The organism is Pontibacterium granulatum (assembly GCF_029961155.1).
Taxonomy (GTDB): domain Bacteria; phylum Pseudomonadota; class Gammaproteobacteria; order Pseudomonadales; family Balneatricaceae; genus Pontibacterium; species Pontibacterium granulatum.
The window spans coordinates 220,958-245,917 of the sequence record NZ_JASBRH010000004.1 but is presented as its reverse complement, the minus strand read 5'-3'; the positions used below and the strand labels follow the sequence as shown (position 1 = coordinate 245,917).

The following is a 24,960-nucleotide window of genomic DNA, read 5'->3' as shown; positions in this document are numbered from 1 at the left end:
CTCTAGTCCAGTAAGCGTTCCGGGTGCTGTAGCAGCGTGTTTATCCGGCGCAGGCATTTACCGCCCTGGTGGCCATCACTGACCCGGTGATCTGCCGCCAGTGAAACGTTGACCCCCAATCGGGGGCAGACCTCACCGTTTACCACCCAAGGCAGGGTTTGAGGACAACCGATTCCGATCAATGCCACTTGGGGTGGATAGATCACGCCAAACAGGGTTTCCACACCCCGTTCGCCCATGCTGCTGACGGTGATGGTGGCATCGGTCATCTCGGAACTGCGCAAGCCGCCACGGCGCGCGCGTAATGTGAGATCCCGCATGCGTTGCATCAGCTCTGCAAGCGGTGCTTTATCGACCCGATGCAAAGCAGGGGTGATCAGGCCCCAGTTGCGGATCGAGATCGCCATCCCCAGGTGAATTTCGTCGGCGGGGTGAAACTGGCCGTTCTGGTAAAAACCGTTCAACTCAGGGCTGTCGACCAGCGCCAGTGCCACCGCCTTGTGAAGCAGGGCTGTCATCAGCAGTTGTTCGTCAGCGGGTTTGTTGTGGTTGTACTGGGTCATCCACTCCAGCGCGGTTTGCAGGTCGATGGTGGTAGAGAGGTAGTAGTGGGGAATCTCCCGCTTGGAGCGGGCCATGGCAGTGGCGATGGCCCGGCGCATCATCTCTTTTTCGTCACCCGGTTCCGTGGCATCTACTTCAGGTGGCTGTGGGATCGGTGTCGGCAGGTCGGCGGCCAAAATCGCGCCATCGGGGCCGCTGCCACTGAGCCCCCTCAGGTCGATACCCCTTACCTGTGCCCGTTTCCGGGCCAGTGGTGACGCTTTGGGGCGCGTACTGACTACGGAATCAGTCACGGGCGCTTCTGCTTTATTCTCGCTAAGGATGGCAATTGGCGTGCCCACCAAGACCTGGCTACCGGGTTCGACCAGCAGTTTATGGACGGTCCCGGTTTGGAAGGCCTCCATATCGATGGCGCCCTTATTGGTCTCGATCACCGCAATGATGTCGCCTTTCTGAATCCGATCACCGGGTTTGATGCGCCACTCGCTGACAACGCCGCTCTCCATATCCGCGCCAAAGGAGGGCATGGTCAGTTCGCTCATACGGCCCCCATGATCTGTTTGGCGCTTTGTACGATCTCGCCACGCTGGGGCAGTGCGGCATCTTCCAGGTGTTTCGGGTAGGGGATCGGGACCTCTTGGCTGCAGACCCGGCCCACGGGGGCATCCAGTTCCCAGAACGCCTGTTCCATGATGATGGCGCTGATCTCGCCGGCCAGTGAGCCGGTGCGCCAGCCTTCATCGACGGTCAGGGCGCGGTGGGTTTTGCTGACGCTGCGCACAATAGCATCGGTGTCTAAAGGGCGAAGGCTGCGTAGGTCCAGTACCTCGGCACTGATACCTGCATGGGAGAGTTCTTCAGCCGCGGCCAATACCTTAGGGAGTGAACCGCCGTAGGTGATCAGAGTAAGGTCGCTGCCTTCGCGGCGAACAAACGCCTGCTCCATCGGTGGACATCGATCCGGGGTGGGGATCGGCTCCTCGTTGTTATAGAGCATCACGTGCTCGAAAATCACCACCGGATCGGGATCGTCCAGCGCCATTTTCAGCATAAAGCGGGCATCGGCGACAGTGGCGGGTGCCAGGACCTTGAGGCCGGGTACATGGGCGTACCAGCACTCCAGACTGTGGGAGTGCTGTGCCGCCAACTGACGACCGGCACCGCTGGCCATGCGGATGACCAGCGGGACGTTGAACTGTCCGCCGGACATGTGGCGAATGGTGGCGGCGTTGTTCACGATCTGGTCGAGGGCGAGCAGGCTGAAGTTAACGGTCATCACCTCGACGATCGGACGCATACCACCCAGGGCTGCACCCACACCTGCGCCCACAAAGCCGGATTCTGACAGGGGCGTATCGCGGATACGTTCGTCGCCAAATTCACTGAGCAGCCCCTTGGACACGCCGTAACAGCCGCCGTAGTGACCAACGTCTTCCCCCATCAGGAAGACCCGGGGATCCTCGTTCATCGCTTCGCGCAGGGCCTGCCGGATCGCCTCGCGGTAACTCATGGTGGTGCCGTCAGTCATGCCGCACCTCCCGATGCGCTGGGGGTGTACACGTCTGCGGTCAGGTTATCCACGGGTTCGAACTCGCCCCGTTCCGCGGCCGCCACCGCTTCGCTGAGTTCCAGCTCCACCTGACGTTCGAGGCTGCGCAGCTCGTCGTCGCTCAGCTGGTGGTAGTCGCGCAGCCACTGTACCAACTGCACGATGGGGCCTTTTTGCTGCCAGCTTTCTACCTCTGCCTTGTCACGATAGAGCTGGCTGTCGAACATGGAGTGGGCGCGGAAACGGTAGGTACGGCACTCCAGGAAGCGCGGCAAACCGTCGGCCCGGATACTGTCACAGGCGCGTTGGGCGGCCTGTACCACCTCTACCACGTTCATGCCGTCGACCGCCTCAGACTTAATGTTGTATCCGGCAGCCTTCTGGTGGATATCCTGCTCGGATTCGGAAATCTTCAGGGCCGTGCCCATGGCGTAGAGGTTGTTTTCGCAGACAAACAGCACCGGTAACTGCCAGAGCGCAGCCAGATTGAGGCTTTCGTGAAACTCCCCCTCAGCCACGGCGCCTTCACCAAAAAAGCAGGCAGTGACCCGCTTGCGGTTTTGTAGCTTGTCGGCCAGCGCCAGTCCCACTGCCAGTGGCAGGCCTCCCGCGACGATGGCGTTACCACCGTAGAAGCGGGTCTCCGCGTCGAACAGGTGCATGGAACCTCCGCGCCCCCGACTGCAGCCGTTGAGTTTGCCATACATCTCGGCCATCACCGCGGTCATGGATACGCCACGGGCCAGGGCATGGCCGTGTTCGCGGTATGTGCAGATCAGGGCGTCATCCTTTGCCAGCGCTTCGTTGCAGCCGACGGCGATCGCCTCCTCGCCGATGTAGAGGTGGAGGAAACCCCGGATTTTCTCCAGGGTGTAAAGCTCGGCGCATTTCTCCTCAAAACGCCGGATGCGGATCATGCCGTGCAGCAGCTGCAGCAGGTGGCTGCGTCTTACGTGTGGTTTAAGGTGGGGTTTGTCATTTGCGGGCGCCATGTTCATCACTCTCCAGGGTTGAAGTGTCCCCTTCGGGCAAACCCAACTCCCGCGCTTTCAGCAAACGGCGCATGATCTTGCCACTGCGGGTTTTGGGCAGGTTGTCGCGAAAGTCGATCTCTTTGGGAGCAATCGAGGCCCCCAAGTGTTTTCGGGCATGGCCCAGCAACTCTTTGCGTAGCGTATCGTCGCCGATGTAGCCCTCTTTGAGCGCGACATAGGCTTTCACCATCTCACCGACAACCGGATCGGGAATACCGATCACGGCGGCTTCGGCTACCGCCGGGTGTTCGAGTAACGCACTCTCCACCTCGAAAGGGCCAACGAGATGTCCGGCGGACTTGATGACGTCGTCGGCGCGACCTACGAACCAGTAGTAACCGGTTGCGTCACGGTAGGCGAGGTCGCCGCTCAGGTACCAGCCGTCCTTGAAGCAGGAGAGGTAGCGTTCCTCGGCGTTAAGGTAGGCGCGGAACATGGACGGCCAGCCGCACTTCAGGGCCAATTCGCCGATATCCTTCTCTTCGTTGGAAAAGACCAGATTACCGTCAGGCATCCGGTGCACGATGGCCACTTCGATACCAGGCAATGGCAGCCCCATGGAACCCGGCTTGATCGGTTCCGAGGCGAAGTTGGCCAGCATGATGCCGCCGGTTTCGGTCTGCCACCAGTTGTCGTGGAAGGGCAGGCCAAGTACCCGTTCCCCCCAGTGGATCGCTTCCGGGTTGAGGGGTTCACCCACGCTGGCCATGAAACGCAGGTGGGACAGGTCATATTGGGCGGGCAGTTCGTCCCCGGCTTTCATCAGCATGCGGATGGCGGTGGGAGCGGTATACCAGACGCTGACCTGTTCCTGCTGCAGGATCTGGTACCAACGATCGGCATCAAATTCCGCTTCATCGATCACCATGGTCACGCCACAACAGAGGGGGGCGATCACGCCGTAGGAGGTGCCGGTGACCCAACCCGGATCGGCTGTACACCAGTAGATGTCTTCCTGATGCAGATCCAATGCGTAGCGGGCGGAGAGGATGTGGTAGACCACGGCCTGGTGGGCATGGACCGCACCTTTCGGGGTACCGGTGGTGCCGCTGGTAAAGTGCAGCAGCGCCATATCTTCCGGTTGGGTGGGCTCGACCGGGCACTGGGGATCACCACTGGCGAGCAGTTTTTCCAGGTCACGGCAGCCTTCGGGCAGCTTGTCTGAGGTGTCCATCAGCAGGACGTGCTTCAGCTCCGGCATCTGGTCTCGCCAGGGCATTATTTTTTTGCGGTAGAGGCGCTCGGTAGTGACCAGCACACGGGCGTCACCGATGGTCATGCGCGAGCGGATCGGTTCGGGGCCAAACGCGGAGAACAGAGGAGAGAATACCGAACCGTTTTTCAGAGTCCCCAGCAGGGCGATATACAGGCCGGGGACACGGCCGGCCAGGCCAAACACCCGGTCCCCTTTGCGCACGCCCAGCATCTGCAGGACCGATGCAAAGCGGCTGGTCTGTTCGGCAAGGTCGGCGTAGCTTAGTTCCTGCGGTGCACCGGTTTTGGGTAACCAGCGGATTGCGGTTTTCTGTCCCCGTTCGTGTACAAGATGGCGATCAACCGCCTCATAGGTGATATTGACGACGCCATCGGGAAGGCCATCGATACAGATGCCGACGTCTTGCCAGCGAAAATTTTTGTAGGTGTCGGCGTAACGGGTCAGGTTGGGCGTGACCCCAGCGTGCCGATCGTCTTTTAGGTTGGTTGCGAGGTGCATAACAGGAACCTGCTCTAAAAACCAAAACGTCACTTTCGAGCATAGTTCACTGGCTTATACCTGCAAATAATAGGGGTATATATACGAGGTCAGCTTTGTGAGCCGCTCAGAAATAAAGCCGCCAGCGCAGGGTCAGGCTGTTGGGAATATGGCCGAACTCGGAGTGGGGGTGTCCCGATGAATCCAGGCCGCGGCCAGCGGTGAGCAGCGCCGACAGCAGCAGGTCCGATTCGTCACTCAGGGAGTAGAGCAGCGTAAACTGGTGCAGGCTGGAGAGATGACGCTGGTTGTCTGCATCCCTGAGCGGACTGAGCAGCAGGGTATAACTGCCGCGCAGCAGCGGCGTCAGGTCGTCGCTCAGCCCCAGACCGAGAGCTTGCCGACCGAGTTGCTGTTGCAGGCCAGACTGTACCAGGAATGAATCGGCGATCGCTTCTAAGCCCGTTTCGTCAGGGCTGCCCAGCGCGTTTTGGTGCCACTCCAGATTCAGCAGGGTGCCGTTGTCGAACTGGTAGTCCAGCCCGGCGATCCAGAACAGGCCGTCTGTGCGCCTATCGGGTTGGTCGTAATGAATAGCTTCCACACGCCAGCCGATACCCGACCATTCACTTTCAAACGACGCACCAACGACCCGGTTATCCACAACCTCACCCGCCAGCAAGGCCAGCTCCGAGCGCTCTCCTGCCGGTAGGCGGTAGTAGAGGGCGGCGCTGTTGCCGAAGCGGATTTCACCCCGCGGTGCCACGGCATAGACAGCGCTGAGCGAGGAGAAGGTGGTGGGATACCAGTCATAGATCAGGCTGTCGATACCGGCTTTGAAGTCGGTGTCCAGATCAGCGGGGGCAAATGCACCAAATACATTGAGCGGTTGCCAGAAACGGCCGCTGCCCCAGTCTACCGGCTGGCGGCCGATGCTGAGGCTACCGTTGGCGAAACGGTGCTGGTAGTGCAGGCGGTCGATCTCAAAGCGTACCCGTGCCTGGTGGTGGTCACCGTCATGGGCGAAGGCGTCGCCTGCCAGTTCCCGGTAGCGAAACAGGTCGCTGGGGCTGTTGTTTTCAAGCGCAAAGCCTTTGGTTTGCAGGCGGTTACTGCGCAGGTGGATCGACCACTCGTTGTTGGGGGTAACGTCCTGCAGCATCAGGCGCAGGCTCTGTTGGTTGGCGCTGAGGCTGTCGCGGTTTACTTGCAAGTCATCGGGCGTGTCGCTGATCAGCCCCAGCAGGGAAACGCGGCCGGTCAGCTCTGCCGCCAGCAGGTTAAGCGGGCAGAGCAGCAGGGCAAGCACGGCAAAATTACAGCTCCGCTTCATGGGGCAGCTCTCGTTCCTGGTCACTGACGATGCGGCCGTCACGCAGGGTGATGATCCGTTCGGCCCGTTCCATTACCCGCGGATCGTGGGTGGAGAAGATAAAGGTGGTCTGCTCCTCGTGGCTTAGGCGGTGCATGATATCCAGCAGGGCGGTGGCGTTCTCCGAATCCAGGTTAGCGGTGGGTTCGTCGGCCAGCACCAGACGGGGACCGGCGGCGAGCGCCCGTGCCACGGCCACTCGCTGTTGCTGGCCACCACTCAGGGCGGAAGGACGGCGGTGCATTATATCTTCCAGCCCGACCAGAGACAGGTAATGCCGCGCCCGCTCCCGGCGCTCGTCGGCGGAGCGGCCTTGCAGCACCATGATCAGTTCCACGTTTTCCAGTGCGCTGAGTACAGGCACCAAATTGTAAGCCTGGAAGATAAAACCCAGCTGGAACAGACGGAAGTTAGCCAGGGCGCGATCATTCAGCTGGGTGATATCGGTGTCGTTAAGCCGGGCACAACCCGCAGTGGGGCTGTCCAGGCCGCCAATGATATTCAGCAGAGTGGTTTTGCCCGAACCGGAGGGGCCGACCAGAGCCGCAAATTCACCCGCTTCAACCTGCAGGTTGATATCCTGTAGCGCCTGCACCTCAATCTCGCCCTGGCGATAACACTTGCCGATCCCATCCAGTGCCAACAATGCCATCTCAATATCCCTTCCTGAACATTTTGAAAGCCATCATGTACGCAGCGCCTCCACCGGCGTGACCCGTGCGGCCTTGATAGCAGGATAGATGCCGCTGGCCAGAGTGGTGAGAAAAATGATGACGGTGAGTTGCCCGATGCGAGCCCAGGAGAGCTCGGTGTACACCACCGGATCGATAAAGGTGCCCATGATCTGGGTGCCCTCGCTCATGACGGCACTGAGATCGATGCCATTGTGGGCAAACCAGAGATGGGCCAGGCCACCGATCAGCCAACCCGCTGCCACCGCCAGGATGCTCAGCAACAGGGATTCGCAAAACACCAGCAGCAACAGGTGAACGCGGCTGAGCCCTAGCGCCCGCAGCAAGCCAAACTCGCGGGTGCGCTCCAGTACACTCATCAGCACGGTGTTGATGATGCCAAATCCCACCATGATCAGGATCAGCGTCAGAAAGATGTAATTACCCGCATCGTCCACAACAATGAACTGCACCAGCTGCGGCATCATCTCCTGCCAATCCAGCACGGCGGTGCCTTCGCCGGTGACAGCTGTGGATAAGGTGGTTTTCCAGCGGGGCAGTTGGTCGGGATCGTCCAGAAAAATCGCAAAGCGGGTGAGCGGCGCCCGAGTTGGATCGGCCCCTTCGCCGGTCAGGAAGTGGCGGGCGAAGCCGAGGTTGCTCAGTACGAGAAAGTCATCCAGTTCGGCCATACCGGAATTGAAGATGCCCCGTACCCGCCCCAATTGGGCCTGGGAATCGCCACCCTGTTTCCCCGCCATCAGCACTATTTTGCTGCCCACCCGAGCCTTGAGTTTGCTGGCCATGCCGGCGCCAATCAGGATACCACGCTCATCCTCGGGCTTGAGCCATGCGCCTTGTGCCAACCTGGGTTGCAGGATCGGGAGACGTTGGTCTGTTCGCATGTCCATCCCCTGCAGGCTGGCGCCCACCGCGTTGTGGGCGGTGCTGGCCAATACCTGCAGGGCGATCCGTGGATCGACGTTGCCCGTAATCTTCAGTTCGGCGAGCTGCTGTGTAAGCGCGTTACCGTCGCCAAGGAATTTGTGGTTGGCGGGGGCGGCCAGGTAATCGGAAGGTTGCACCGTCAGGTGGCCCTCACCCATACGGATGGCGTTGCGGATCATTGAGTTATGACTGCCGTCGCCCAGACCGATAGAGATCACTGCCAGGCCAAAACCCACGGCGATGGAGCAGAGGGTAATCAGGGTACGGCGGCGATGACGCCAGAGGTTGCGCCACGCCAGTTGCAGCAACAGTGAAAGGGCGATACGTCCCCGATGTGGAAGGGGCTGAGCTGCGGCCGTCCGATTCATCGCATCACCTCGGCCGGTTTCAGACGTACCATGCGCCAGGCGGGTATCAATGCCGTCAGCAGGGTGATCACAAGCATCAGCAGGCAGGCCTGCAGGATATGATGGGGTAACAGATATACCTCCATCACCGGCTCGAACACCATGCCCGCCCAGTCGTAGCCGTCGGGCATGTAGTTGCTCAGATCGATACCCCGATCTTCCAAATATCCGGTGAGCAGGCTGCCCAGCAGGGAACCGAGCAGGGCGGACACCAGCGCCAGAAAGAAAGACTCCAGCAACACCATCAGCAGTAGGATACGGCGTTGCATACCAATCGCCAGCAGGATGCCAAATTCGTGGGTGCGTTCATGCACGGCCATCAACATGGTGTTGAGCATCCCCATGGAGGCGAGGCTGACCACAATCAGGCCCACAAACAGCATCATGGAACGGCTCAGCTCCAGCATATCGGCGACCGCAGGATTCAGCTCTCGCCAATTGCGGATTACCGGTTTGCCGCCCAGTGCGTCCAGCGGCTGGATCGTGCCGATCTGCAGTAGGTGGCTGCGCAGCGTGGTCTGTATCTGCGCCAGCTGATCGGGATTGTCCAGCCGGATCGCCAGCTCGTGAAAGCCGTTGTCGAGGTACATGAGTGACTGAAAGGCCTCGATCGACATCAGGACGCCGCTGCGGTCAAAGTTGGGTTCCAGCGGTTTGAGGATGGCCGCCACCCGAAACAGGGCATTACCGATACTGCCGTCGGCGGCTTGGGTTACCAGAATCAATTCGCTGCCGATGGTCAGGTTCATGTTTCGGGCCAACTGGTGACCAACGATAACGTTAAAGCGGGTTAGACCGGCGCTGGTGGGCGTGGCAGGCGCCAGGTTTAATGTGCCCTGTCGGATATGGTCGAGAATACGGGTGACCCGTGCCTCCCGTTGTGGATCAACCGCCTGGATCATCACCCCGGTGGCGCTGGCGTCTGAGCTGGCGAGTCCCGCCGCATAGAGGCGTGGGGCGAAGTGGAGAGTAGGAAAGCGGTGTTCCAGCGCATTCAGATAGGGCCAGGGTAGGGTGGCGTACAGGTCCCGATCGTCGATAAAGGCCTGGCGTTGCAGTTGAAGGTGGCCGGTGGAGTTTTCGGTGGCGTGGCGTTGCATCTGCCGGTTCATCCCCTCCAGAAAACCGGCATAGAGAATGATCATCACCAGACCACCGGCCAGGGCTGAGATCGTCAGTAGGCTGCGGATCGGATTACGCCACAGATTGCGCCAGGCCATAAAGAACAGCATGGGTAGGTGGGTATGATGGGCTTGCTGCACCATGGCGTTACCTGAGGCGCTGCAGATTCTGCAGGGAGAAGAATGCCGGTTCCAGCGGCACACCAAACGTGATGCTGTTGTAGGTGATCACGGTGGATTCGTTGGGTTTGTCTTCGGGCTGCAGGGTGAGGCGCATCGGGATGACCCGCTCATCCAGGGTCATAAACTGGTCGAAGGTCAGGGTGCGCACGAGCAGCCCTTCTTCATCGAAATACAGCGCTTCCATGGGGGTGAGGCTGGACTGCTCTACCCGCATCACCACTTTGCCCCAGACCACCGGTGCGTTCTCTCGGGGGATGGAGGTGATCTCGTAGATCATTAAGCCGTCGCGTTGACCCTCGAAGCTGATGTGCGAATCGTAGTCATCGGCGAACGTGCTCTCGCGGATCAGGTCGTCGTTGGTGAAGTGGCTGCCCATCCAGGAGCCGGACATCATACTGGAGGGGATCTTGGTGACCCGGTTGATCTTGGGCAGGTAGTTCCAGATGTTGGCTTCCACCTTGAGGGTGGCGATCCCCCGGTCCTTCACCGGGTTGCGGATCAGGACCAGTGAATGCTCCTTGCCGTAGCTCCAGGCTTCCATGGTCATGGTGCGTTGATAGCGCTGGGTTTTAACCTGCATCTCCATCACGGCACGGGAGGTTTCACCGCGCCAGAGCGTGTCGATGTGGTCTATCAGGGCGTTGATATCGGTGGCTGAAGCCGAGGTAGAGATCAGAGTCAGCAACAGCGCCAGCCAGTTACGGAGACGGCGTGGCCTATGGCGATTGATGACTATTGCGGACTGCGGGGTGAAATCCATAGATATCCCTCCGGTTCAGGCTATAAGTCTAGCACCGGGATATCAGTTGGGCGGGGATGGAGGCCCGTTGGCTAACGGACCTGGAAGATAGGGCGCGGGCAGTCCAGGCTACCTGCGCCCGGCCAATTAGCTTGGCAGGAACTCCTTGCCCCAGCCGGTACCGGCGATCTTGCGTTCGATCATCGACTCGATCTCGTTATCGCTGTAACCCACGCTGGCCAGAATCTCGCGGGTGGAGTGACCAAAGGCTTCAGTCGGAGAGACCGCTTTGATCTGCGCTTCCAGCGGACGGATAGAGTAGTGGTCGATCTGTGTAATGCAGTGACCACTCGGGTGATCCGGGTAGATGGAGAAGGCGTAGCTGCCACGGTCGATACCCACGGTACCATCGGCGATACGGCTGTACTGCTCGCGCAGGGTTTCGATTGCCAGCGGTTCCGCTGCGGCGATATCTGCTTCGTGTAGCACCTCGATCCAGTAGGCGTTTGGTGCCCCCTTGAATGCAGCGGTTAGGAAGGCTGCTTTGTCTTCCGCCTGCGTGATGCCTGCCAGGCTTTCCACGGACGCCAGTTTATCCAGCTCTGACGCATTGGAATCCATAAACACCCAGCCATCTTCCGTGGCGTAGAAGTGGGACAGCACATGGTTACCCAGCGCTTCGCGGCCGGAAGGCTCATCAAACGGTGCACGACCTTCGTAATCAAAGGCGAACGGGATCTGCGCCAGGTTGGTAACCGCCGACAGGGAGGTACGGGCACGGCTTGGCAGGCCGGTTTTCAGCTTGTGATAGATGGCAATTGCCATACCTAGACCGGCGGAGAAACCACAGTTTACGTCCAGCGTACCCAGATGCGCATGCTCTTCCGGGGTATCCGGGCCACCAAAGCGGCTCATGATGCCACTGTTGGCCTGGATGATGTCGTCGTAACCGATGTAGTTGGTTTTGGGTCCCACACGTGGCCCGCCCAGACAGTCCAGACGGCAGAACAGTACACCCGGGTTGATTGCCTGCAGGCTTTCGTCATCCAGACCCAGCGGTTTCATCTGACGGTCCGGGGCGTTGATCAGCACCAAGTCCACTGATTTCACCAAGCGGTTGAACGCTTCACGACCTTCGTCAGTGGTGATATCCACCAGGGCTTTCTTCTTGCCCATGTCGGTCTGGAAGGTGAATAGTGTACCGATCAGCGGATCGTACAACGGGGTCACCGGATCCAGTTTGATCACCTCGGCGCCAAAGCGGCTGAGGAACGCACCGGAGTGTGGACCGGCGATTACGTTGGTCAGGTCGAGTACACGCACACCGTCGAGCCAGCCTTTGCCGGATGCCGGTTGAATCGCATTGCCTACCGGGCGGGTGACGGTTTCACTCTCGGCGACTTCGGTCAGCAGCGCCAGGGCTTCTTCGTAGCTGACCTGCTTGCGAGGTCGTGGGGTAAGCATCGGCTCGGCCATACCCTCCAGCCAGCAGATTGGTCCCGGCTGCTTCATCAGACCGTATTCCGGATCATCAACCTCGATGATCAGACCTGAAGCATTGGTGTGTTCACTGTTAACCCACTCCTCGGTGGTGCGGTGCGGGGCGCCCGGGATCTGGCCTTCACCAAACAAAACACCCCACTCCTCAGAGGTTTTGGTCAGGAATGCTTTCTTCATCTTGGCGGAGATGATGTCCGCCCACTTCTTCGGCAGCGGGTACACACCGATGGAGGTTTCGCCATCCCACTCGGCGATCGGTTGGTGCAGATCTTTTACATCCGGCAGGCCCTCGGCCACCAGTTCGTCGTAGATTCCGAGTAGCTTGAGTGCGCGCTTTGCATGGTTGCGGTGAGACGGGCAGACGCAGTAGAACTTACGGCCATCGGCGCACTCGTAGGTGCGGTAGAACGGATCCAGGTACTCCTGCAGATCGTCGTAGGACAGATCCATCGGAATGTCGTTATTACGACGGTACTCGATCTCATGCTCTCGCATGGTTTTGTAACGCTCAGGCAAGCCGTCGATCACGTAGGAGTTGTAAGACAGGCCTTCCATCAGTGCGGCGGTGATCGGTACCTCTATGTTGTCACCACGACCGGTTTTTTCGCGCTCCAGCAGCGCCAGTACAACGGAGCTGGCTGCCAGAGAGGTGGCGTAGGAAGAGCCCAGCGGCAGTGGGGAGAAACTTGGTTCGATGCCCATCAATACTCGGTTAAAGCCCATATCGGTGAAGGCACCAGAGGTGGCAGCGACGATCGCCTCGGTGGCTTTCCAGTCGCGACGCAGTTCGTCATTGCTGGCAAAGCCCGGTACCGACAGGGTAACCAGCTCCGGGCGTTCCTGGCGGAGTTGTTCGAAATCGATCCCCAGACGTTTCATCACACCCGGGCGGAAACTCTCTATCACCACATCGGCCTTGGCGATCAGGGCCAGCGCCTGCTGCAGGCCGGAGTCGGTTTTCAGGTCGATTGAAAGGCAGCTTTTATTCCGGTTGAGGATAGCGTTTGCCGGGTGATTCCAGAGTGGGCCGGTTGGCGGATCGATGTGTACAACCGTGGCCCCCATATCTGCCAGTGTCATGGCTACAGCCGGACCAGCGATCTGTTGGCCAAAATCTACAACACGCAGCCCTGCCAAAGGTAAATATTTATTATTTTTCATCGCTATTTATCCTCGAAAAATAAAGCTGTTTTCATGTTTTTGGTTTTCAAGAAAACATGTGTATCGGATTAATTAAGAGTGTGAGGTTTGTTTTTTCTGCGTTTGGCTTTTATTTCGATTAAAAGGTTTTTGCAGTGGCTCAATGGTAGGTTTTTTGTGTTTTTCGACCAGCAATAAAAAATGAGTCTGAGGGGCGTTTTTTTTTATGGGTGTACAGCATTAATCAAAACGATGTCTGAGACCTAAAAATCTTATGACTCATGTGCTTGAGAGTGGTTTTGTACCTGTGTGCGGCATGGTTTGGCGTTCTGCGGTCCGTTTATGTACCTAGGTATAAAAAAAATTGGGTCTTAGGGATTTTTTTTATTGCTTCTAAGTTTTCTTGAATTTCATAACAATGACTTCTCGTTGGTATTTTCGGAGTTTAGTCATTTGTTTGGCTGAATTGATTAAATAAAACCAAGAGACGAGTTATGAATAATAAATACAAGAATGTCGTCATTCCGGTAGATTTGGAACATCCAAGCTCCTGGTATAACGCTCTGCCCATGGCTGTCGAATTTGCGCGTAATAATGAAGCAGCGTTGCATGTTATTACCGTGGCTGCCCAAGCCGATATTCCGGCGGTTGCCATTCACCTGCCTAAAGATATCGATGATCAGATCATTTCTGCGACGGCTGAACGCCTGAAGCGCCTGGTACAGCAGGAAGTGCCGTCGGATATCGAGACGCTGACGGCGGTGGGTCAGGGACGCATCTATAAGGAGGTGTTGCGTTTGGCCGCGAATGCTGATGCGGATCTGATTGTGATGGCATCCCACCGTCCGGAAATCACGGATTACCTGATTGGTGCAAATGCCGCCAATGTGATGCGCCATGCTCCGTGCTCGGTAATGGTCGTGCGTGAACAAGACCGGAGGGCTGCATAATGAAAACGATGAAGATCTCAATGCCGGAGAGTGGCCTGTTTGCCGGGGTACATCCGATCATGGCGGTGGGTTCCGGTTTGCTGGTGCTGGCATTTGTGTTGTTCACGCTGGTTGATCCGGAATACGCAAGCTCCGTCTATGGGGCTGCCAAGGCCTATATCGCCTCTGATCTGGCCTGGTACTACGTGGGCATTGTCAGTGCCTTCCTGTTTTTTGCCGTTTGGTTGGCGTTCAGTCGCTACGGCAACATCCGCCTGGGACCGGACGACGCGCGACCGGAGTTCAGTAACTTCTCCTGGTTCTCCATGTTATTCGGTGCCGGGATCGGTATCGGCATCCTGTTCTGGAGTATCGCGGAGCCGATCTACCACTTCCAAAGCAATCCGTTTATCGGTGAAGAGCAGAAGCTGACCGCAGAAGCGGCACAGGCGGCGATGCGTATCTCCATCTTCCACTGGGGTTTGCACGGCTGGGCACTGTTTGCCGTGATCGGTCTGGTGCTGGCCTATTTCTCTTACCGCAAAGGGCTGCCGCTGAGTATCCGCTCCAGCCTCTATCCGATCTTCGGTGAGCGTATCTACGGGCCGATCGGTCACGTGGCGGACCTGCTGGCGGTATTTGGCACCGTGTTTGGTATCGCCACCTCCCTGGGGCTCGGCGCACAGCAGATGAATGCGGGTTTGAGCCACCTGTTTGGCATCGAAGTGTCGTCCACCAATCAGGTGATCCTGATCGTATTGATCTCGATTGTTGCCACCGTATCGGTGCTGACCGGGGTGAACAAAGGCATTCGTATCCTCAGTGAGCTGAATATGCAGCTGACAGGTTTGATCCTGGTTCTGTTTGTGCTGTTTGGTCCGACCGCGTATGTGCTGGGCTCCTTCTTCACCAACACCGGTGACTACCTGTTCCACGTGGTGGAGCTGGGCCTGTGGGTGAATCCTGATCCGGAAAGCCCATGGCAGGGCTGGTGGACCATCTTCTACTGGGGCTGGTGGATCGCCTGGGCGCCGTTTGTGGCGATGTTCATTGCCCGTATCTCCAAGGGCCGTACGATCCGCGAGTTTGTACTGGGCGTGCTGATTGCTCCAACCGTCCTGTCCACCTTCTGGATCACCGTGTTCGGCAACAGTGCGATCTTCCTGGAATTGTACAGCGGAGGCGGTGTGGTGGATGCGGTGAACAGCGATATCACCATGGCTCTGTTCAAAACCATCGAGCTGATGGTCTCCAGTGAGCTGCTGGCGACCGCGATGGCGGGTATCTGCACCTTTATGCTGGTGACCTACTTCGTGACCTCGGCTGACTCCGCAACGCTGGTGATCTGCACCTTGGTGTCCATGGGCGATGAACACCCACCGGCACGTTACCGCGTGTTTTGGGGCATGGCGATTGGTGCGGTGGCCGCGGTGCTGTTGTTTGCCGGTGGCTTGAAGGCGCTGCAGACCGCATCGATTGTGGCTGCGTTGCCATTCTCCGTCATTGCCCTGCTGGCCACCTACGGTTTGTATAAATCGCTGCGGGCTGAGCCGTTACCGGGCAAGCCGATGAAGAAATATGCACCGGTCGGTCAGTCTGACGATGATGCGCTTGAGCCTCAGGTCAGCGTAGCGACCAGTTCCAACTGATTTTCCCGCAAAGCAGGGAGCACAGGTGTGTTTCCTCTCAAATCAACCCGACGGCTTAACTGCGTGTGAACTGAGCGTGAAGCCGTCATCTGAACTTACTCGTGGAGTTGATATGTCCTCTCAAGTAATTCTTCCCCGCATCATGCAGGTTGGTGCGGGTGCCAGTGAACACGTACATGAAGTACTGATGAGCCTGGGCTGTGACCGCCCGTTGATCATCACTGACAAGATGATGGTCCAGCTGGGTTATGCCGGCCGTATCCAGGAGGTATTGGGCAATCACGGTGTGAATGCCGACGTGTTTGATGACACCGTGCCCGAGCCAACCGTGGACTCGATTCAGGCCGGTGTTGCCGCCATCCAGGACGGTAACTACGACAGCATTATCGCGCTGGGGGGCGGTAGCCCGATCGACAGTGCCAAAGCCATGGGGATTCTCGGCAAGTTCGGCGGTGAGATGCGAGACTACAAATTCCCACGCATCGTCAACGAAGAGGGCCTGCCGATTATCGCTGTGCCAACCACTGCAGGCACCGGTTCTGAAGTGACCCGTTTCACAATCATCACTGACGAAACCACCGATGAAAAAATGCTCTGTGTAGGTGTTGGTTTTATGCCAGTGGCGGCGTTGGTGGACTACACGCTGACGCTGTCGTTGCCTGCCCGTATCTCCGCCGATACCGGCATAGATGCGCTGACTCACGCCATGGAGGCGTATGTGAGCCAGAAGGCGAACCACTACAGTGACAGCCAGGCGCTGGCGGCGATGAAGTTGATCGGTCCGAATCTGCGCAAGGTGTATCACGACGGATCCGACGCTGCGGCCCGCGAAGCGATGATGCTAGGCTCCACCCTGGCCGGTGTGGCGTTCTCCAACGCCTCTGTGGCTCTGGTACACGGTATGAGTCGTCCGATCGGCGCAGCATTCCACGTGCCACATGGTTTATCCAACGCCATGTTGCTGCCGAGTGTAACCGAATTCTCGATCCCCGGTGCACCAGAGCGCTACGCCACCTGTGCCCGTGCCATCGGTGTTGCCAGCGAGGCCGACAGTGACGAGCTTGCAAATGCCAAGTTGCTGGATGAGTTACGGGCGCTGAACGATGAGCTGCAGGTACCAACACCGGAACAATTCGGCATCGACCGTGCCACTTTTATGGAGCTGATGCCAACCATGGCGGAGCAGGCGCTGGCATCCGGTTCGCCCAACAACAACCCCCGTATCCCGAGCGCACAGGAAATAGTCGAAATCTACAAAACACTGTGGTGAGCGCTCAGGCGTTTGTGCGGTTTTTGAATCGAATTCTGCAGGCAACTGCTTATCCGTTATGAATTGAGGAAAGAAAAAGAATGAACATCGTAGGTCATCTGATTAACGGCACTATGGTCTCTGAAACAGACCGCGTGCAGGACGTATACAACCCGGCCACTGGCAGCGTCTCCAAGCAGGTTGCGCTGGCGTCAAAAGCAACGGTTGAGGAAGCGATCGCTGCCGCACAGGCGGCGTATCCAGCGTGGCGCAATACACCGCCGATCAAGCGTGCGCGCATCATGTTCCGTTACAAGGAGTTGCTGGAACAGAATGCCGACAAGATCTGCGCCATGATCGGTGAAGAGCACGGCAAAATCAGCCACGACGCGGCGGGTGAGTTGCAGCGTGGTATCGAGAATGTTGAGTTTGCCTGTGGTATCCCGGAATTACTGAAAGGTGATTACACCAAGAATGTAGGGCCGGGTATCGACTCCTGGAGTGAACTCCAGCCACTGGGTGTAGTGGCTGGCATTACCCCGTTTAACTTCCCAACCATGGTGCCGATGTGGATGTTTCCGCTGGCCATCGCTTGCGGTAACACCTTCGTACTCAAGCCATCCGAGCGCGATCCAAGCTCCACGCTGTTTATCGCCCAGTTGCTGCAGGAAGCGGGTTTGCCGGACGGTGTGCTCAACGTAGTGAACGGTGACAAGGAAGCGGTGGATGTGCTGCTGACCGACGAGCGTATCAAGGCAGTGAGCTTTGTGGGTTCCACCCCGATTGCGGAGTACATCTACAGCACAGCCAATGCCAACGGTAAACGCTGTCAGGCACTGGGTGGTGCGAAAAACCACGCCATCGTGATGCCGGATGCGGATATGGATAACGCGGTGAACCAGCTGCTGGGGGCAGCATTTGGGTCCTCTGGTGAGCGCTGCATGGCGCTGTCCGTAGCGGTGGCTGTAGGTGATGCCGCGGCGGATGCGCTGGTAGGCAAAATGCGCGACGCGATGCAGTCCCTGAAAGTGGGGGCTTACACCGACAGCAGCAATGACTTCGGTCCGGTAATTACCGCCCAACACCAGCAGAAGGTGGTGGGGTACATCGACAGTGCCGAACAGGATGGGGCCTCCGTGGTGGTGGATGGCCGATGCCCGGAGGTGAGTGGCTACGAGGAAGGTTTCTTTGTAGGCGCTACGTTGATCGACGGTGTTACACCGCAGATGCAGAGCTATCAGGAAGAGATCTTTGGTCCGGTGCTGCAGGTGGTGCGTGTGAACAGCATGGAAGAGGCGATGCAGCTGATCGATGACCACGAATACGGTAACGGTACCTGCATCTTTACCCGTGACGGTGAGGCTGCGCGTTACTTCTCCGACCACATCCAGGTGGGCATGGTGGGTATCAACGTACCGTTGCCGGTGCCTGTGGCATATCACAGCTTTGGTGGTTGGAAACGTTCCCTGTTTGGTGACCTCCATGCCTACGGACCGGATGGCGTGCGTTTCTACACTAAGCGCAAAACGATCACCCAGCGCTGGCCGTCTGCCGGTGTGCGTGAAGGTGTGAACTTCTCGATGCCAACCATGAAATAGGCGAATGTTCGTCGGCACCACGTCCCATTTGCGGGCGTGGTGTTCCTGCCGTGACAAGCCTTATAGGGGGCAAGAGTAAGTTGAAGAATTTCTTACACTTTTTTCTTGCGACTGCGCTGTCTTAGCTTATTCTGGAATCATCAAATAAGAATAAATTACCGTCAGGTTGTTCGAGTGTCGGTTGCCCACGATGAAAGCAAAAAACGTTAAAAAGAAACTGCCCCCGCTAAACTGGCTACGTGCGTTTGAAGCGTCTGCCCGTCACCTCAATTTCACCCAGGCGGCTGCTGAGCTGAATATGACGCAGGCGGCGATCAGTCAGCAGATCAAAGGGCTGGAGAATCAGCTGGGTATGGCTCTGTTTAAGCGACTGCCGCGTGGCCTCGAGTTGACCGAGGCCGGACAGGGTTTTATGCCGGTGGTGCAGGAATCAATTGAACGTCTGGCCGTTGCCACCGATGAGTTGTTTGGTCAAGGACGTAACCGATTACTGAACGTTCGGGTTAATCTGGTCTTCTTCACCACTTGGCTTGCGCCCCGTTTAGGACGATTCCGTGCGTTGCACCCCGAGATTGGGTTACGCATCAGCAGCAACATCTGGGTGGATGAGCGGGAAAAAGAGGCCGATATGGAGATCCGCTATGGAACGGGTGTTTGGCGTGGATTCACCGCAAGCCGCCTTACCTGGGATGAGTTGATCCCAGTCTGCAGTCCACAGCTGGATAACGGATTATCGCCCCCAGGTACCCCTGAAGAGCTGGAAAACCACACCCTGTTGCATGTGATCGGTTACAAGGAAGGCTGGGGCCATTGGCTCAACAAAACCGGTCATCCGGAAATCGATTCACCGCAGAGCTTCCAGCTGGATACTCTGATTACCGCTCTGGAGATGGCGTCACTGGGGCAGGGGATTGCCTTGGGACGGACCTCGCTGGTGGCGCGTAAGCTAGCGTCTGGAGAGTTGATTGCGCCGATGGCTGAATCGGTGCCCACCGAGGAAGCCTTTTATCTGGTCAACCCTGATACCAGTTACCATCATCCGCACGCGGAAGTCTTTCGTCAGTGGCTGCTATCAGAGGCAGAACAGGAAGCGGGGGACAACCTGTAACAGGTTGGCGAGGCCTGAGACTAGCCTATCAGTTGAAGCCTCAACGAACATCCATGTCCGAGCAAATAACTGCGGCAGGCCTGGTTAAGCCGTCCTTGCTTCAGGCCGCACTGTATCGCTGCGGCGGCGGTTCATACGGCTCGATCCCTGCAAATGCATCACTGTTGTAGCGTTGGTGTTTGGCGTCGACCATTTCATCCAGTGCATCGATCACGGTGTCACAGGCGCTTTCGATCTGTTCGAAGGTGGCGTACAGCTGTGTCTGTATATCCAGATCCTGTTCCCAATCCTGGCCGATCAGTTCCAGCGCCAACTGCATATTCAGGTGCAGGTCTGCATGCGGTGCTGTAATCGCGTTGAAGGCACGCAGTTGGCCAAACTGCTCCTGCGTATCGTCAGCACTCATCCACTGACCAAGGTAGCACTGGTGCGTATCGATATCCGCTGCGCGGGCGTTGCTTGAATCCCGTCCCAGATTCACCGCCGTATAACCGTTCTGCTTGTGGATAAAATGCTCCAGCTTGGCGAGGGAGGCAAAGCTCACGTCGTGGATATAGCTGATACGGGACAGCGCAGTGTTGGACGACTGGGCGACTTGATTGAAGTGACTCTCGAACTGACCCAGCGTATTGCTGGAAGCGATCGACATCTCGCGCATTGCTTCGGTATCGGTCAGCATTTTCGATGAGCCCTGTCGCAGGGTTTGCATTACGTCAGAGATCTCCGATGACGCCCGTTTGGAGTGTTCGGCGAGGCTGCGCACCTCATCGGCGACCACGGAGAAACCACGTCCGTGTTCACCGGCACGGGCCGCTTCAATCGCCGCATTCAGTGCCAGCAGGTTGGTCTGGTCGGCAATCGTGGTGATCAGGTTCACCGAATGGGTGACTGCTTCCTGGTGGGCGTTAAACTCTTCGACAGCTTTGGCTGTCTGATCGATCTTCTGCACCAGTTGGCTGAAGATGTTGCTCATATCCTGCATCGACTGGAGGCTGTCTTCAGCTGCTGCGGCGTTTTTCGCCGACAGGGCTTCCAGCTCTTCGGTGGCGGAGACGATGCCGCGGATGTCGGTTTGGCTGGTGGTCATGTTTTTCAGCAGGTTTTCGGCGTTCAGGTGTCCCAGGTTGGAGAGCAGCTTGTTGCGACGCTCCTTCTGGTGGTTTTCCTGCAAAATCTCCAGCGACTGGTTGCCTTGTTCCAGAGCCTCACGGTAGGCGCCGTGCAGGCCTGAGGTCTGCATCTTGCGGTAGAATTTGCCTTCGCTGGCAAACTTCAGCGCGGTGGACTGTTCGCGGAAACAGGTCTCCAGCTGGTCAAGCATGTTGTTAAAGTGCCAGCACACCTCGCCCAGGCTATTGCGGTGGCGGATATGGGTGATACGCGAGCCCAATTGGCCATCGCTAATCTCCCGTGCCACGCGAGTGATCTCGGTCAGCGGTGACAGGGCGATGCGCAGGTTGTGCAGATAGAGCAGGGCACTGCCTATACCAAACACCATCAATCCGCTAAACCAGAGCCAGTCCATCGGTAGCCAGCCGTGGGACGCCACGCCGATAATCCCGGCAATAAACAGCAGCAGGTTCAGGAAAACAACCGCGTATACCGCTTTAGATAGAAAGGATAAATTCGTCATAGCTGAGATTCAGTTGGTTGAGTTTGGAGGTCAGTAGGCTAAGGGATGCATCAATGGCATCACGTGGTCCTGCCCTTTGCTCTTCTGCCAGCAGTTCAGCGTAGAGTTCTGACACGAGGGCGACCGCTTCCGGGCGCGGTTTGCGGCGCACGGAGAAATAGCCCAGCGGGCGTCCATCCGGTCCGTTATCGGGTGTGACGTTGGCAAAGACCCAGTAAAAACTGCCATCTTTGGCCATGTTTTTGACGTAGGCGAAGCACTCCTTGCCTTCCTTGATGGTGGTCCAGAGAAAGTGGAATACACCGCGGGGCATATCCGGATGGCGCACGATGTTGTGCTGGGTGCCCAGCAGCTCCTCTTCGGAGTAACCGGAGAACTGGATAAAGATCTCGTTGCAGTAGGTGATGCGACCGCTGGCATCCGTTTTGGACACGATGAAGTCGCCCTCCGTCATCACGCGTTCGTGCTGGGTTGGGGTGATTTTGTTTTTCATTATTTTTCTACTGATTGAGCGCTGATCGTGACCGGCTGAAAGGAGCGGTACCAGTCATCGAACTGCGCTGCAGGTAATGGTTTTGAGAACAGATAGCCCTGTCCGTAGTCGCATCCTGCCTGGGTCAGCAGCATCTGCTGCTCTTCGGTTTCAATCCCTTCGGCCACCACTTTGATGCCCAGTTTATGGGCCATCACGATGATCGCTTCACACAGTGACAGTTCACTGGAATTCTTGCTCAAATTGCGCACGAAGGATTGATCGATCTTCAGGAAATCGATATCCAACTGGCGCAGGTAGGAGAGCGATGAGTAGCCGGTGCCAAAGTCGTCCAGGGAGATCTGCATACCCGCATCACGGAAACCTTTCAGCGTGGCGGTGACCTGATCGCCGGACTGCATCAGCAGGTTCTCGGTGATCTCAATGGTGATCGCATTGCCATTGAGGTCGCGTTTGCCGAGCAGATCGGTCCACTGAGAGAGTTTCCCCTGGGCATCCTGAAATTGGATTGGCGAGGCGTTGACGCTGATCTGGAAGCGGGGATCGATTGCGTGGCGCCAGGTCTTCACCTGCTGCAACGCCTGGCCGAACACCCAGTCACCGATCTCCAGGATGATGCCGGTCTCCTCGGCCAGCGGAATAAAGTCTGCCGGGCTGACAAATCCGCGCACCGGGTGAATCCAGCGCAGCAGCAGTTCGGCCTTATAGACTGAGTTGTTCTGCAGATCAACGATGGGTTGGTAATAGGCGACCAGCTCCTGCTTGCAGATGGCGGTTTTCAGGTCGGAGGTGAGCTGGATGCGCTCTCGCGTTTCCTCCTCCATCTGTGGCGTAAAGAACTGATAGCGGTTACGTCCCTGGCGCTTGGCGGTGTACATCGCCTGGTCGGCGTTTTTCAGCAGTGACTGCACATCCTGGGCATCGTTCGGGTACAAGCTGATGCCGACACTGGCGGAGATGTAGTTCACCTCGTTGTCATCCAGTGTATAGCTGGATGAGAGTGCGTTGATAATATCCGAGGCGACGCGTTCCGGGCTCTGAGCGTTGGAGACCTGCTTCAGGATCACTGTAAACTCATCGCCCCCCAGGCGGGCAACCACATCGGACTGACGTACGCAGTTGCTGATGCGTTTGGCGACCTGTTTCAGCAGGTCATCACCCTGGTGGTGTCCCAGGGTGTCGTTCACATCCTTAAAGCGATCGAGGTCGATAAACAGCAGGGCCACCGGCAGGCCGGAAAAGTCGGCTTCGCACATGGCGCTGCTCATCAGGTCCAGGAACATATTGCGGTTGGGCAGGGAGGTTAGCGGGTCCAGGTTGGCCTGCTGCCAGATCAGTTTTTCCGATTCCTTCTGGGCGGATAGGTCGGAAAACAATGCGACGCGGCGGTGGGGATTACCGTCCTTGTTGTAGACCGTGTTGATCGTCAGCCACTCGGGATAGAGCTCGCCGGTTTTTTTCTTGTTCCAGATCTCCCCCTGCCAGGCTCCGGTTTCCGACAGTGACTGCCACATAGTGCGGTAGAAGGATTTATCGTGCAGATCGGAACTCAGGACGCTGGTTTTCTGCCCTTTGACTTCGGAAAACTCGTATCCGGTCACTTTAGTAAACGCCGGATTGACGGCCAGAATGAGGCCGTTGGCGTCGGTGACGGTCATCGCTTCGCTGCTGTTACCAAAGATCAGCGATGCCAATTGCAACTCTTCCGATTGGCGGTACTGCTCAACCACCAGGGCCAGTAAGGTGCTGATGCGATTGACCAGACGCCGCTCGTTACCCGACGGTGTACCAGCGTACTTTTTGTATAGGGCAAAAATGCCCAACTGCTTGCCGTTGCCGCCGCGAATGGGCTGCAGGTAACAGGAGCGGATGCGCAGGCGTTCGGCTATTTCCGCACGGCTCTTCCACTGCGGGTCGCATTGCACATCGGGGACGGTGAAGCGTTTACGCGTTGCACTTGCCAGGGTCAGGGCTGCCAACGCTTCGGTCGTGTCTTTATCCCAGCGTTTACTGATATGGGGGGCGCTCAGAATGTCGATATCTCCGCCGCTATTGCTGATCACAGCGCAGCAGCGGAATTCCGGATTGTCCTTCTCTATCTGGCGCAGAGCAAAATGGATAACTTCGTCGAGTTGAGCGCCTTGGTAAAGCTTTTGTAATGCTTCGCTGCGAGTGATGGCGGAATTTTCCAGTTGCTCTTTCTCCTGGATAGCCAAAGCCAGAATTGTGCCGATCACACTCAGCGCCATCAGGAACATCCACAGGTTGGTGACGCCTTGGATGGGCTGCTGCTCCGTGTTGATGGCGATATCTTCGACAAGGTAAGCCATGCCTAACAAGGTGCAGATACTGATTACAAACAGGGCGCCGTGCATCTTGAAACGCACACCGCCCCAAGCCACGAACGCGAACATCAGATAGGATTCCAGCCAACCACCGGCGCCGTCGGCAAAAATTGCAAAAGCGACCACCAAGGTCATGGCGCCAAAAAACAAAACCTCACTGAACAGGGTGTAGGAGTAGGTGTACCGGGGCGGGCACTTCCACGCCAGAATGGAGACGGTGATCACCACAACACCTAACAGGTCTCCCTGGAACCAGTGCACAAAGTTGTACGGATGGCTGCTCCCCGGTGCCTCACCCAGCAGTCCGTGGGAGAGCGTACCGAGGGTTGCGGTGGTTGCTGCGCAGATCAGACCGGCGATTGTAATCTGCAGATAGTCCTGCCGGGTGCGCATGCTGAGGCCGCGGTGATACCAATGTTTGAGATAGATTACGGCTGATAGCACACCAAGAGTGTTGGCGAACGCCACGCTTCCGATCAACGTAGGTGCGCTCTCTGTGGAAAGTCCGCTAAGAATGGAACCTAACAGAATGCCGGGCCAGAGTTGGATGCCCCCAATGAGCAAGACTGCCAAAGCAACGCCATTGGCAAGCCAAGTGTTCAGTATTTGCAGGTCAACCGAAAGTACAGAGAGTGTGAGGGTACCGCAGAGCCCGTATAACAGAGTAAAGAGGCTGATTTTGAACAGCGCGCTCTTATCGCGAAGGGTATGCCTTAGCGAAGCGAACGAACGATGGGTGGCGTTGTTAAGCGTCGCCAGCAAATACTGATTACCAGAGTCCATGGAGTAAGTTGAAACTGCATAAATTTGTACTGTGAAAAATAGAGCGGCAAGGATATTACGAAAAAAGTACTAGTAATGAGATTGATATGCAGAAAGGGTAAAGCTTTTGATCTGGATCAAGTATTGAGGGGTGATCAACTAGGTTTATGCTCCAAAGTGCATATTTGTGCACGGTCTCTATAGCTGCAGGAGGCGATAAAGTGGTGTAAACACCGCTTGGCGTTGCCGGCATTTCATTCAACATGACGAGGT

Annotated in this window: 18 protein-coding genes; 5 read left to right on the top strand and 13 right to left on the bottom strand. The window is 57.3% G+C overall.

What is annotated here, in order from left to right; genetic code table 11:
- Window positions 1-2: 2 nt before the first annotated feature.
- From QKW35_RS05850 to QKW35_RS05805, 10 genes are all read right to left on the bottom strand, one after another.
- Window positions 3-1,106, bottom strand: coding sequence for a dihydrolipoamide acetyltransferase family protein (locus tag QKW35_RS05850; RefSeq protein WP_282351405.1), 1,104 nt, complete (start codon window positions 1,104-1,106; stop codon window positions 3-5).
- Window positions 1,103-2,092, bottom strand: coding sequence for an alpha-ketoacid dehydrogenase subunit beta (locus tag QKW35_RS05845; RefSeq protein WP_282351404.1), 990 nt, complete (start codon window positions 2,090-2,092; stop codon window positions 1,103-1,105). The genes QKW35_RS05850 and QKW35_RS05845 overlap by 4 nt, the downstream gene beginning before the upstream one ends.
- Window positions 2,089-3,105, bottom strand: coding sequence for a pyruvate dehydrogenase (acetyl-transferring) E1 component subunit alpha (gene pdhA, locus QKW35_RS05840; RefSeq protein WP_282351403.1), 1,017 nt, complete (start codon window positions 3,103-3,105; stop codon window positions 2,089-2,091). Before pdhA ends, QKW35_RS05845 begins: the two co-directional genes overlap by 4 nt.
- Window positions 3,089-4,861, bottom strand: coding sequence for an acetate--CoA ligase (acsA, locus tag QKW35_RS05835; RefSeq protein ID WP_282351402.1), 1,773 nt, complete (start codon window positions 4,859-4,861; stop codon window positions 3,089-3,091). The genes pdhA and acsA overlap by 17 nt, the downstream gene beginning before the upstream one ends.
- 106 nt (window positions 4,862-4,967) lie before the next feature.
- Window positions 4,968-6,173 (bottom strand): hypothetical protein, encoded by a 1,206-nt coding sequence (locus tag QKW35_RS05830; RefSeq protein WP_282351401.1) that lies wholly within the window; start codon window positions 6,171-6,173, stop codon window positions 4,968-4,970.
- Window positions 6,157-6,864: an ABC transporter ATP-binding protein gene (locus QKW35_RS05825; RefSeq protein WP_282351400.1), complete on the bottom strand. Its 708-nt coding sequence runs from the start codon at window positions 6,862-6,864 to the stop codon at window positions 6,157-6,159. The genes QKW35_RS05830 and QKW35_RS05825 overlap by 17 nt, the downstream gene beginning before the upstream one ends.
- A 33-nt stretch (window positions 6,865-6,897) precedes the next feature.
- Window positions 6,898-8,199 carry an ABC transporter permease gene (locus QKW35_RS05820; RefSeq protein ID WP_282351399.1) on the bottom strand — a complete coding sequence of 434 codons (1,302 nt, stop codon included), beginning with the start codon at window positions 8,197-8,199 and terminating at the stop codon, window positions 6,898-6,900.
- Window positions 8,196-9,503: an ABC transporter permease gene (locus QKW35_RS05815; protein ID WP_282351397.1), complete on the bottom strand. Its 1,308-nt coding sequence runs from the start codon at window positions 9,501-9,503 to the stop codon at window positions 8,196-8,198. The genes QKW35_RS05820 and QKW35_RS05815 overlap by 4 nt, the downstream gene beginning before the upstream one ends.
- Window positions 9,504-9,507: 4 nt before the next feature.
- Window positions 9,508-10,302 (bottom strand): outer membrane lipoprotein-sorting protein, encoded by a 795-nt coding sequence (locus QKW35_RS05810; RefSeq protein ID WP_282351396.1) that lies wholly within the window; start codon window positions 10,300-10,302, stop codon window positions 9,508-9,510.
- A gap of 126 nt (window positions 10,303-10,428) precedes the next feature.
- On the bottom strand, window positions 10,429-12,942 hold the full coding sequence (locus QKW35_RS05805) for a CoA transferase (RefSeq protein ID WP_282351395.1): 2,514 nt from the start codon (window positions 12,940-12,942) through the stop codon (window positions 10,429-10,431).
- A 473-nt stretch (window positions 12,943-13,415) separates the two neighbouring features.
- Here QKW35_RS05805 and QKW35_RS05800 point away from each other — a divergent pair, with 473 nt between their 5' ends.
- From QKW35_RS05800 to gcvA, 5 genes are all read left to right on the top strand, one after another.
- Window positions 13,416-13,871 carry a universal stress protein gene (locus QKW35_RS05800; protein WP_282351394.1) on the top strand — a complete coding sequence of 152 codons (456 nt, stop codon included), beginning with the start codon at window positions 13,416-13,418 and terminating at the stop codon, window positions 13,869-13,871.
- On the top strand, window positions 13,871-15,499 hold the full coding sequence (locus QKW35_RS05795) for a BCCT family transporter (RefSeq protein ID WP_282351393.1): 1,629 nt from the start codon (window positions 13,871-13,873) through the stop codon (window positions 15,497-15,499). Before QKW35_RS05800 ends, QKW35_RS05795 begins: the two co-directional genes overlap by 1 nt.
- Window positions 15,500-15,611: 112 nt before the next feature.
- Window positions 15,612-16,769: an iron-containing alcohol dehydrogenase gene (locus QKW35_RS05790; protein ID WP_282351392.1), complete on the top strand. Its 1,158-nt coding sequence runs from the start codon at window positions 15,612-15,614 to the stop codon at window positions 16,767-16,769.
- Window positions 16,770-16,849: 80 nt separating this feature from the next.
- A complete protein-coding gene (locus QKW35_RS05785; RefSeq protein ID WP_282351391.1) occupies window positions 16,850-18,346 on the top strand; it encodes a CoA-acylating methylmalonate-semialdehyde dehydrogenase in 1,497 nt (498 codons plus the stop codon).
- A 190-nt stretch (window positions 18,347-18,536) separates the two neighbouring features.
- The gene (gene gcvA / locus QKW35_RS05780) at window positions 18,537-19,454 is read left to right on the top strand and encodes a transcriptional regulator GcvA (RefSeq protein ID WP_282351390.1); all 918 of its coding nucleotides are present in this window, start codon (window positions 18,537-18,539) and stop codon (window positions 19,452-19,454) included.
- Window positions 19,455-19,554: 100 nt separating this feature from the next.
- Here gcvA and QKW35_RS05775 read toward each other — a convergent pair whose 3' ends face one another.
- The 3 genes from QKW35_RS05775 to QKW35_RS05765 are packed head-to-tail and all read right to left on the bottom strand — an operon-like array spanning window position 19,555 to window position 24,708.
- Window positions 19,555-21,087 carry a methyl-accepting chemotaxis protein gene (locus QKW35_RS05775; protein WP_282351389.1) on the bottom strand — a complete coding sequence of 511 codons (1,533 nt, stop codon included), beginning with the start codon at window positions 21,085-21,087 and terminating at the stop codon, window positions 19,555-19,557.
- A complete protein-coding gene (locus tag QKW35_RS05770) occupies window positions 21,062-21,580 on the bottom strand; it encodes a PAS domain-containing protein (RefSeq protein ID WP_282351388.1) in 519 nt (172 codons plus the stop codon). Before QKW35_RS05770 ends, QKW35_RS05775 begins: the two co-directional genes overlap by 26 nt.
- Entirely contained in the window at window positions 21,580-24,708 is a 3,129-nt protein-coding gene (locus tag QKW35_RS05765; protein WP_282351387.1) for an EAL domain-containing protein, read from the bottom strand. The genes QKW35_RS05770 and QKW35_RS05765 overlap by 1 nt, the downstream gene beginning before the upstream one ends.
- Between the last annotated feature and the right edge of the window lie 252 nt (window positions 24,709-24,960).

Bases quoted from the DNA above. Each gene is read 5' to 3' on its own strand.
- acsA (WP_282351402.1), bottom strand. From the start codon at position 4,861: ATGCACCTCGCAACCAACCTAAAAGACGATCGGCACGCTGGGGTCACG.
- QKW35_RS05805 (WP_282351395.1), bottom strand. From the start codon at position 12,942: ATGAAAAATAATAAATATTTACCTTTGGCAGGGCTGCGTGTTGTAGAT.
- pdhA (WP_282351403.1), bottom strand. From the start codon at position 3,105: ATGGCGCCCGCAAATGACAAACCCCACCTTAAACCACACGTAAGACGC.
- gcvA (WP_282351390.1), top strand. From the start codon at position 18,537: ATGAAAGCAAAAAACGTTAAAAAGAAACTGCCCCCGCTAAACTGGCTA.
- QKW35_RS05790 (WP_282351392.1), top strand. From the start codon at position 15,612: ATGTCCTCTCAAGTAATTCTTCCCCGCATCATGCAGGTTGGTGCGGGT.
- QKW35_RS05770 (WP_282351388.1), bottom strand. From the start codon at position 21,580: ATGAAAAACAAAATCACCCCAACCCAGCACGAACGCGTGATGACGGAG.
- QKW35_RS05830 (WP_282351401.1), bottom strand. From the start codon at position 6,173: ATGAAGCGGAGCTGTAATTTTGCCGTGCTTGCCCTGCTGCTCTGCCCG.
- QKW35_RS05775 (WP_282351389.1), bottom strand. From the start codon at position 21,087: ATGACGAATTTATCCTTTCTATCTAAAGCGGTATACGCGGTTGTTTTC.
- QKW35_RS05795 (WP_282351393.1), top strand. From the start codon at position 13,871: ATGAAAACGATGAAGATCTCAATGCCGGAGAGTGGCCTGTTTGCCGGG.
- QKW35_RS05810 (WP_282351396.1), bottom strand. From the start codon at position 10,302: ATGGATTTCACCCCGCAGTCCGCAATAGTCATCAATCGCCATAGGCCA.
- QKW35_RS05765 (WP_282351387.1), bottom strand. From the start codon at position 24,708: ATGGACTCTGGTAATCAGTATTTGCTGGCGACGCTTAACAACGCCACC.
- QKW35_RS05820 (WP_282351399.1), bottom strand. From the start codon at position 8,199: ATGAATCGGACGGCCGCAGCTCAGCCCCTTCCACATCGGGGACGTATC.
- QKW35_RS05785 (WP_282351391.1), top strand. From the start codon at position 16,850: ATGAACATCGTAGGTCATCTGATTAACGGCACTATGGTCTCTGAAACA.
- QKW35_RS05825 (WP_282351400.1), bottom strand. From the start codon at position 6,864: ATGGCATTGTTGGCACTGGATGGGATCGGCAAGTGTTATCGCCAGGGC.
- QKW35_RS05815 (WP_282351397.1), bottom strand. From the start codon at position 9,503: ATGGTGCAGCAAGCCCATCATACCCACCTACCCATGCTGTTCTTTATG.
- QKW35_RS05800 (WP_282351394.1), top strand. From the start codon at position 13,416: ATGAATAATAAATACAAGAATGTCGTCATTCCGGTAGATTTGGAACAT.
- QKW35_RS05850 (WP_282351405.1), bottom strand. From the start codon at position 1,106: ATGAGCGAACTGACCATGCCCTCCTTTGGCGCGGATATGGAGAGCGGC.
- QKW35_RS05845 (WP_282351404.1), bottom strand. From the start codon at position 2,092: ATGACTGACGGCACCACCATGAGTTACCGCGAGGCGATCCGGCAGGCC.